Below are 7,527 nucleotides of genomic sequence, written 5' to 3' on the forward strand. Positions count from 1 at the left end.
CGGCCGCGACCGCGTGATCGGTCATGAAACGGGCGGCTGCTCTGGCGAGGGCCGCGTTCAGGCGGGTCCGCCGCCGGGCCACCCGCTCCCGCTCGGCCTCCAGCACTGCGAGCTTCGCCACCTGCCAGGGGCTGGGGCGCATCCCGCGCTCCTGCCGGGAGGTGATCAGGATCCGCAGTCGGTCGATGCGGGCGCCGATGTGCTCGCCGATCAGGCGCAGCCGGTCGGCCTTGGCCAGGACTCCGGCGGCGCGAAAGGAGAGCGGGCGCCCGTCGATGAGCACCCGGGGCTGGGTCTCGTCGGTGAGGCGGAGGGTGCCGCCGGTGAGCAGGGTGTTCAGCCCCCAGTCGAAGGCCACCGCGGCCTGGTGTCCGGCCCGTTCCGGTTTGGGGACCGCGAGCGCGTAGGGCACATCCAGGAGGAGCCGCCCTTGCCGTACGCGCAGGGTGGGCGCGCACAGGGCGGCGTGGGCGGGGACGTGGGGTGGCAGGCGAAAGCGGATCCGCACCGGATGCCAGTCCGCCCGCGATACAGGATCGGGACACACCGGAAGCCGCACCGTCAACACCCCGTGGCGGAAGGGATCTTCCGGGCAGCGCTCGAGGGTGGCGAGCTGCTTGTCGACGGCCGCGAGGACCACCTGCGATCCCCCGCCCGGCGGCGGCTCGCACTCGGTGAGACCGGCGGGCAGGCGACGATGCGTGGTGTGGAAGTCGGCGATCTGCCGGGTGCGGGCCAGCAGCACACTCGACGCCACCATCCCACCATCGGGCAGGGCGGCCCGCAGCGCCTGCCACTCCGCCTCACTGCGCCGGGCCGGGTCGGCGGGCCAGGTCGCCAGCAACGCGGTCGTGATCTCGGCGCGCCACCAGGCCGACCGCAGCACCCGACCGGCCTGCTCCTGCGCGATCCGCACCACCCGGTCCGGCACATACACGCCCACAGGGACGGCCACCGCCCAGCCGAGGCGCCGCAACGCCATCCACGACTGCGACGGCAGACCTGCCCCCGACTGATCGACACCCGAGGCGAGTCGGGCCAGGTCGGCCTGGTTCCAGTGCTCCCGCACCACGCCTGCCGCGAGAGCCTCGACGAGGCCGGTCAGCCAGCCCGCCCGCTCCACCAGGGCCGCCTCGGTCAGCTGCTCCCCGGTCACCGCGTCCACACCCCGCAGCGCACGGGCGCAGGCCGCAGCGATCTGCTGCACCTCCCCCGCGCCCAGCTCCACCCTCCGCCGCACCCTGACACCCCCTCACACACTCCGAAACACCGACCCGACCATCACATCAACGATCAAACCCCCATGCGAGTTACGCACTCCCATCCGCCCTACCAGCCCCGCACCCCAAGACCCAGGAAAACCAGGGATCCCCAGACCAATCCGTCAACTGTTAAACACCCTGCACGGCGCCGTCCCCGTCCCCAGGAGACCTCATGGCTGTCACCCCGGAGGCCGCACACCCCTCCCCACCCGGCTCCGCCTCCCCGCTCAGCGAGCAGATCAGCCCCGCCCCCGCCCGCCTCGTCGTCGCCCTGGCCCTCGCCCAGTTCGGCGCGTATCTGGCCGTGCTGACGCCCGTCATGGTCACCCTCGCCCTCCGGGTGAACCAGATCGTGCCGGAGGCGCAGCGCGGTGCGGCCCTCGGTCAGGTGCTGTCCGTCGGCGCGCTGCTCGCGATGCTCGGCAACCCGGTCTTCGGCGCCCTCTCCGACCGTACGACCGGCCGTTTCGGCCGGCGCCGCCCCTGGCTGCTGGGCGGCATGGTCGCCGGACTGGCCGGTCTCCTGATCGTCGCGCTCGGCGGCGGCGTCCTCGCCCTGATGGCCGGCTGGGCCCTCGCGCAGCTCGGCATCAACGCCACCCTCGCCGCGCTGACGTCCTGCGTGCCGGACCTGGTCCCGGACCAGCAGCGGGCCCGGGTCTCCGGGATCGTCGGCATGATGCTGTCGCTGTCGATGATCGCGGGCTCGGGGCTCGCCCAGGTCTTCAGCGGCTCGATGTTCCTCGCCTTCCTCGTCCCCGGGCTCATCGGCCTCGCCTGCGTCGGGTTCCTGGTCGTGGTCGTGAAAGACCGGGACCGCCCGGCGCGCGCCGACGCGTTCGAGCCGTTCGGCGTCAAGGAGTTCCTGCGCAGCTTCTGGGTCAATCCGCGCAGGCACCCCGACTTCGCGTGGAACTTCGCCGGCCGCTTCCTGGTCTTCACCGGCGCCGCCTGCGTGACCAGCTACTCCGTCTACTTCCTGATGGACCGCATGGGGTACGACGGCATCGAGGTCGCCGACAAGTTCTTCGTCGGCATCCTGGTGATGGTCGCGGCGACCGTCGTCGGGTCGGTCCTCGGCGGTCAGCTCTCCGACCGCTCCGGCCGCCGCAAGCCGTATGTGCTGGGCTCCTCGCTCGGGATGGCCGTCGGGCTGGCGCTGGTGGCGACCTCCCAGACCTTCGGCATGTATCTCGTCGCCATGGCCGTCTTCGGGTTCGCCGAGGGGCTGTACCTCTCGGTCGACATGGCGCTGGCCGCCGCCGTGCTGCCCAACCCGGAGGAGTCCGCCAAGGCCATGGGCGTCCTCAACATCGGCAACGCCCTCCCCCAGTCCCTCGTCCCGATCATCGCCCCGAGCCTGCTCGCCCTCGGCGGTGGCAGCGGCGGCGGTGGCAACTACAGCGCCCTGTTCCTCTTCGGCGCCGTCGCCTCGGTCGTGGGCGCCGTCGCCGTCCAGTTCGTCCGCTCGGTCAAGTAGCCCCTGTATCCCGTATCGAGGAACGCCGATGCTCCCGTACCGCGACCCGACCCGCCCCGTCGACGAACGGGTGGAAGACCTCCTGGCCCGGATGACCCTCGCGGAGAAGGCGGGCCAGCTCTTCCACGCGATGCTGACGATGAACGCCGACGGGACGCTCGCCGAGGCCGAGGCGACGGACGGCCCGTTCCTGCGACAGGGCACCACCGAACTGGTCACGGACGGCCATCTGACCCACTTCAACCTCCTGGGCCAGTACGGGGTCCGGGAGACGGCCGAGTGGGTCAACCGGCTCCAGGCGCTCGCGGCGGACACCCGGCTCGGCATCCCGGTCACCCTGTCCACCGACCCGCGCCACGCGTTCACCGACAACCCGGGCGCCTCCTTCCACTCCGGCGCCTTCTCGGCCTGGCCCGAACCGCTGGGCCTCGCCGCGATCGGCGATCCGGAACTGGTGGAGAAGTTCGGCGACACGGTCCGCCGCGAGTACCTGTCCACCGGCTTCCGCGTCGCCCTCCATCCGCAGATCGACCTCGCCACCGAGCCCCGCTGGGCCCGCCAGTCCGGCACCTTCGGCTCGTCCGCCGAGGTGACGAGCGAGCTCGTACGGGCGTACGTACGCGGGTTGCAGGGGCCGCGGCTCGGGCCGCGTTCCGTGGCCGCCATGGTCAAGCACTTCCCGGGCGGTGGCCCGCAGAAGGACGGCGAGGACCCGCACTTCCCGCAGGGCAAGGAGCAGATCTATCCGGGCGGGATGCGCGATTACCACCTCGCACCCTTCAAGGCGGCGATCGCGGCGGGGTGTTCGCAGATGATGCCGTACTACGGGCAGCCGATCGGCGTCGACGGCTGGGAGGAGGTCGGCTTCGGCTTCAACCGTGACGTCCTGACCGGGCTGCTCCGCGAACGCCTCGGCTTCGACGGGATCATCTGCACCGACTGGGGCCTGCTTACCGACGCCCCCATCCTGGGCGAGCCGCACGAGGCCCGCGCCTGGGGCGTCGAACACCTCTCCGTCGCCGAGCGCGCGGCGAAGGCGCTGGACGCGGGCGCCGACCAGTTCGGCGGCGAGCAGTGTCCGGACGTCATCGTGGAGTTGGTCCGCTCCGGCCGGATCGCGGAGGAGCGGATCGACGCCTCCGTACGGCGGCTGCTGCGCGCGAAGTTCGTGCTCGGGCTCTTCGAGAGACGGTACACCGATCCGGACCGGGCCGAGGAGACCGTCGGGGCGGCCGAGTTCACCGCCCTGGGCGCAGCGGCCCAGCGCCGCTCCCTCACCGTCCTGACGAACCGTTCCCTGCTGCCGCTCACCGACCGCCCGAACCTGTACGTGGAGGGTGTGGGCGCGCAGACGGCGTCCTTGTACGGCAATGTCGTCGCCGACCCGGCCCACGCGGACCTGGCGGTACTGCGGCTGCGGACGCCGTACGAGGAACGGCCGGGCCGGTTCGAGTCGTTCTTCCACTCCGGGTCGCTGGCGTTCGGCGAGGAGCGGCTGAAGGAGATCCTGCGGCTGCTGGACGCCGTACCGACGCTGGTCTGCGTCAATCTGGAACGGCCCGCCGTGCTCCCGGAGATCGCGGCGAAGGCGGCCGCGCTCATCGCCGACTACGGGGCCTCCGACACCGCGTTGCTCGACGTGGCCTTCGGCCGGGCGCGGGCCGAGGGACGGCTGCCCTTCGAACTCCCTCGCTCCATGGCGGCCGTGGCGGCCTCCCGCCCGGACGTCCCCAACGACACCGAGGACCCGGTCTTCCCGTACGGGCACGGCCTGGACATCTGAGCCCGCCCGAACCGTACGCGGGCAACGTCGAAATCCGGCCGCCCCCGCGCTAGGGACGCGTAAAGATTGGCGGATGCGTACCACCGACGTACCCGAAGTCATCGACCGGCGCGAGGGCCCGTACGGCGAGGTCGTGCTGCGGCGGCACGGAGAGCTGTTGCAGATCATCGCCAACGGGTGCTTCCTCATGGACACTTCAGACGGACGCTCGGAGCGGTTGCTCGTCGACGCCGCCCTGGACGCGCTCGGCGACCGTTTCCGGCCGAGTGTGCTGATCGGCGGTCTGGGCGTCGGCTTCTCGGTCGCACACGCCGCCGCGGACCCGCGCTGGGGCGCCGTCACCGTCGTCGAACGGGAGCCCGCCGTCATCGAATGGCACCGCGCGGGACCGCTGTCCGCACTCTCTTCGGACGCCCTCGCCGACCCTCGCACGACCGTCGTGGAAGCGGATCTCGTCGAGTACGTCAATGAGACATCCGCCACGTTCGACGCGCTGTGCCTGGACATCGACAACGGGCCCGACTGGACGGTCTCCGAGACCAACGAAAACCTCTACTCACCGGCCGGTTTGGCAAGCTGCGCAAGGGTTTTGAGGCCCCGTGGGGTGCTGGCGGTGTGGTCCGCGCAACCCTCGCCGCCATTTGAGGAAACCTTGGGGAATGCCGGGTTCCAACAGGTGCGTACCGAAGAGATCCCGGTTGCCCGAGGCGTTCCGGACGTCGTGCACCTCGCGGTAAGACCTGGATAGCCGTGGCGCGGTGACTGCCCGTACCCTGCTTCCCTGGCGCCGATCATTCAAGCGTCAATCGCAGTCATGCGCAGCCATGCGTAGTCAAGGGATCACCCCCACGGATTCCGGAAAGCAACACAGGGGCGGGCGATGGAGCAGACACATACCTCCCACAGCAACACCACGGCGACGCCGGGCGCACAGCGTCGCGTGCTCGTGGTTGAGGACGACCCGACGATCGTCGACGCCATCGCGGCCCGCCTGCGCGCCGAGGGTTTCGTCGTCCAGACCGCGTCCGACGGCCCGGCGGCGGTCGACACCGCGGAGGCCTGGCAGCCCGACCTGCTGATCCTCGACATCATGCTGCCGGGCTTCGACGGCCTGGAGGTGTGCAGGCGTGTCCAGGCCCAGCGGCCCGTCCCCGTGCTGATGCTCACCGCCCGGGACGACGAGACGGACATGCTGGTCGGGCTCGGCGTCGGCGCCGACGACTACATGACCAAGCCGTTCTCCATGCGTGAGCTGGCCGCCCGCGTGCACGTCCTGCTGCGCCGGGTCGAGCGGGCCGCGCTGGCCGCCACGACGCCGCGCTCGGGCATCCTGCGCCTCGGCGAGCTGGAGATCGACCACGCGCAGCGCCGGGTCCGGGTGCGCAGCGAGGACGTCCACCTCACGCCCACCGAGTTCGACCTCCTCGTATGCCTCGCGAACACCCCGCGTGCCGTACTCTCGCGCGAACAGCTGCTCGCCGAGGTGTGGGACTGGGCGGACGCGTCGGGGACGCGGACCGTGGACAGCCACATCAAGGCGCTGCGGCGGAAGATCGGCGCGGAGCGGATCCGCACGGTGCACGGTGTGGGGTACGCCCTGGAGACCCCGACTCCCTGAGCCGGTGCCCGCACCGGGCGCGTAGGGCATGGATCAGACATGCGTGGACGTGCAGGCGTAGGGGGCTGGTGGCGGTATGAGCGGCGTCGGTGACCCACGGTCACGGAATGCGGGTGACGCGCAGTCACGGAAGGGCGCGGGACCGCTGGGCGGCCTGCGCCCCTTCTCGATCAAGACGAAGCTGGGCATGCTCGTCGTCGTCTCGGTCCTGATCACCACGGGTCTGCTGATGATCGCGGTGCGCACCGAGACGGAGCTGCGCTTCATCACGGTGTTCTCGATGATCGCCACACTGTTGATCACGCAGTTCGTGGCGCATTCGCTCACCGCGCCGCTGGACGAGATGAACGCGGTGGCCCGGGCCTTCTCGCGCGGCGACTACACACGCCGGGTCCGCGAGAACCGCCGGGACGAGCTGGGCGACCTCGCCCACACGATCAACCTCATGGCCGACGAACTGGAGACCCAGGACCGCCAGCGCAAGGAACTCGTGGCGAACGTCTCCCACGAGCTGCGCACCCCCATCGCGGGGCTGCGGGCGGTCCTGGAGAACATCGTGGACGGTGTCACGCAGGCCGACACCGAGACGATGCGTACGGCCCTGAAGCAGACGGAACGCCTGGGCCGGCTGGTGGAGACCCTCCTGGACCTCTCCCGCCTGGACAACGGCGTGGTCCCCCTCCGCCGCCGCCGCTTCGAGGTCTGGCCGTACCTGTCGGGCGTCCTCAAGGAGGCCCAGATGGTGTCCTCCGCGCGCGGCGGCGTCGCCTCGGACTCCGGCAAGCACACCCGTACGGACGTCCACCTGCACCTCGATGTGCACCCCCCGGAGCTGACCGCCAACGCGGACCCGGAGCGGATCCACCAGGTCGTCGCCAACCTGATCGACAACGCGGTCAAGCACAGCCCCCCGCACGGCAGAGTCACGGTGAAGGCCCGCCGCGGCGCCACCCCCGAGTCCCTGGAGCTGGAGGTCCTGGACGAGGGCCCCGGCATCCCCGAGTCCGAATGGCACCGCGTCTTCGAACGCTTCAACCGCGGCGCCGTCAGCTCCCCCCACGGCCCCGGCAGCGACGGCGGCACCGGCCTAGGCCTCGCCATCGCCCGCTGGGCCGTAGACCTCCACGGCGGCCGCATAGGCGTAGCCGAGTCCCCAAAGGGCTGCCGCATCCAGGTAGCCCTACCGGGAGCCCCGACCCCCCTACCGGGCCAGCGAGCCCTACAGACCTGAACCTCTGCAAAACAGGGCGCAGCCCCTGTTTTGCAAGGGCGCGGGGCCGTATGGATTTGCGGCTCCGCCGCGTGGGCGCGACAAGCCCCCACTCACCCGCACCCGCCCCCCAACCCCATCCACCCGAGCTCGAAGGCGCAGCGGGGTCGAAGG

The 7,527-nt window shown here is 71.2% G+C and carries 6 protein-coding genes; 5 read left to right on the plus strand and 1 reads right to left on the minus strand.

Translation table 11 applies throughout. The features are described from left to right. The coding region (locus F3T56_RS48105) for a transposase (RefSeq protein WP_246203784.1) at positions 1-1,240 on the minus strand (1,240 nt) is incomplete at its 3' end. Between the two features lie 194 nt (positions 1,241-1,434). On the opposite strand from F3T56_RS48105, the gene F3T56_RS23610 reads away from it, so the two are divergent. The 5 genes from F3T56_RS23610 (at position 1,435) to F3T56_RS23630 (ending at position 7,374) form a co-directional block, all read left to right on the plus strand. Next, positions 1,435-2,742 (plus strand): MFS transporter, encoded by a 1,308-nt coding sequence (locus F3T56_RS23610; protein WP_149827368.1) that lies wholly within the window; start codon positions 1,435-1,437, stop codon positions 2,740-2,742. 28 nt (positions 2,743-2,770) lie between these two features. Continuing rightward, entirely contained in the window at positions 2,771-4,525 is a 1,755-nt protein-coding gene (locus F3T56_RS23615) for a glycoside hydrolase family 3 protein (RefSeq protein WP_149827369.1), read from the plus strand. 73 nt (positions 4,526-4,598) lie between these two features. Continuing rightward, complete coding sequence (locus F3T56_RS23620; protein ID WP_149827370.1) at positions 4,599-5,273, plus strand: spermine/spermidine synthase domain-containing protein; 675 nt, start codon at positions 4,599-4,601, stop codon at positions 5,271-5,273. A 132-nt stretch (positions 5,274-5,405) separates the two neighbouring features. After that, positions 5,406-6,143: a response regulator transcription factor gene (locus F3T56_RS23625; RefSeq protein ID WP_149827371.1), complete on the plus strand. Its 738-nt coding sequence runs from the start codon at positions 5,406-5,408 to the stop codon at positions 6,141-6,143. Between the two features lie 76 nt (positions 6,144-6,219). Continuing rightward, positions 6,220-7,374 (plus strand): HAMP domain-containing sensor histidine kinase, encoded by a 1,155-nt coding sequence (locus F3T56_RS23630; protein ID WP_149827372.1) that lies wholly within the window; start codon positions 6,220-6,222, stop codon positions 7,372-7,374. The last annotated feature ends 153 nt before the right edge of the window (positions 7,375-7,527 follow it).

Source organism: Streptomyces tailanensis (genome assembly GCF_008386495.1).
Classification (GTDB): Bacteria; Actinomycetota; Actinomycetes; order Streptomycetales; family Streptomycetaceae; genus Streptomyces; species Streptomyces tailanensis.

Coding starts and splice junctions, on each gene's coding strand:
- F3T56_RS23610 (WP_149827368.1), top strand. CDS start 1,435: ATGGCTGTCACCCCGGAGGCCGCACACCCCTCCCCACCCGGCTCCGCC.
- F3T56_RS23615 (WP_149827369.1), top strand. CDS start 2,771: ATGCTCCCGTACCGCGACCCGACCCGCCCCGTCGACGAACGGGTGGAA.
- F3T56_RS23620 (WP_149827370.1), top strand. CDS start 4,599: ATGCGTACCACCGACGTACCCGAAGTCATCGACCGGCGCGAGGGCCCG.
- F3T56_RS23625 (WP_149827371.1), top strand. CDS start 5,406: ATGGAGCAGACACATACCTCCCACAGCAACACCACGGCGACGCCGGGC.
- F3T56_RS23630 (WP_149827372.1), top strand. CDS start 6,220: ATGAGCGGCGTCGGTGACCCACGGTCACGGAATGCGGGTGACGCGCAG.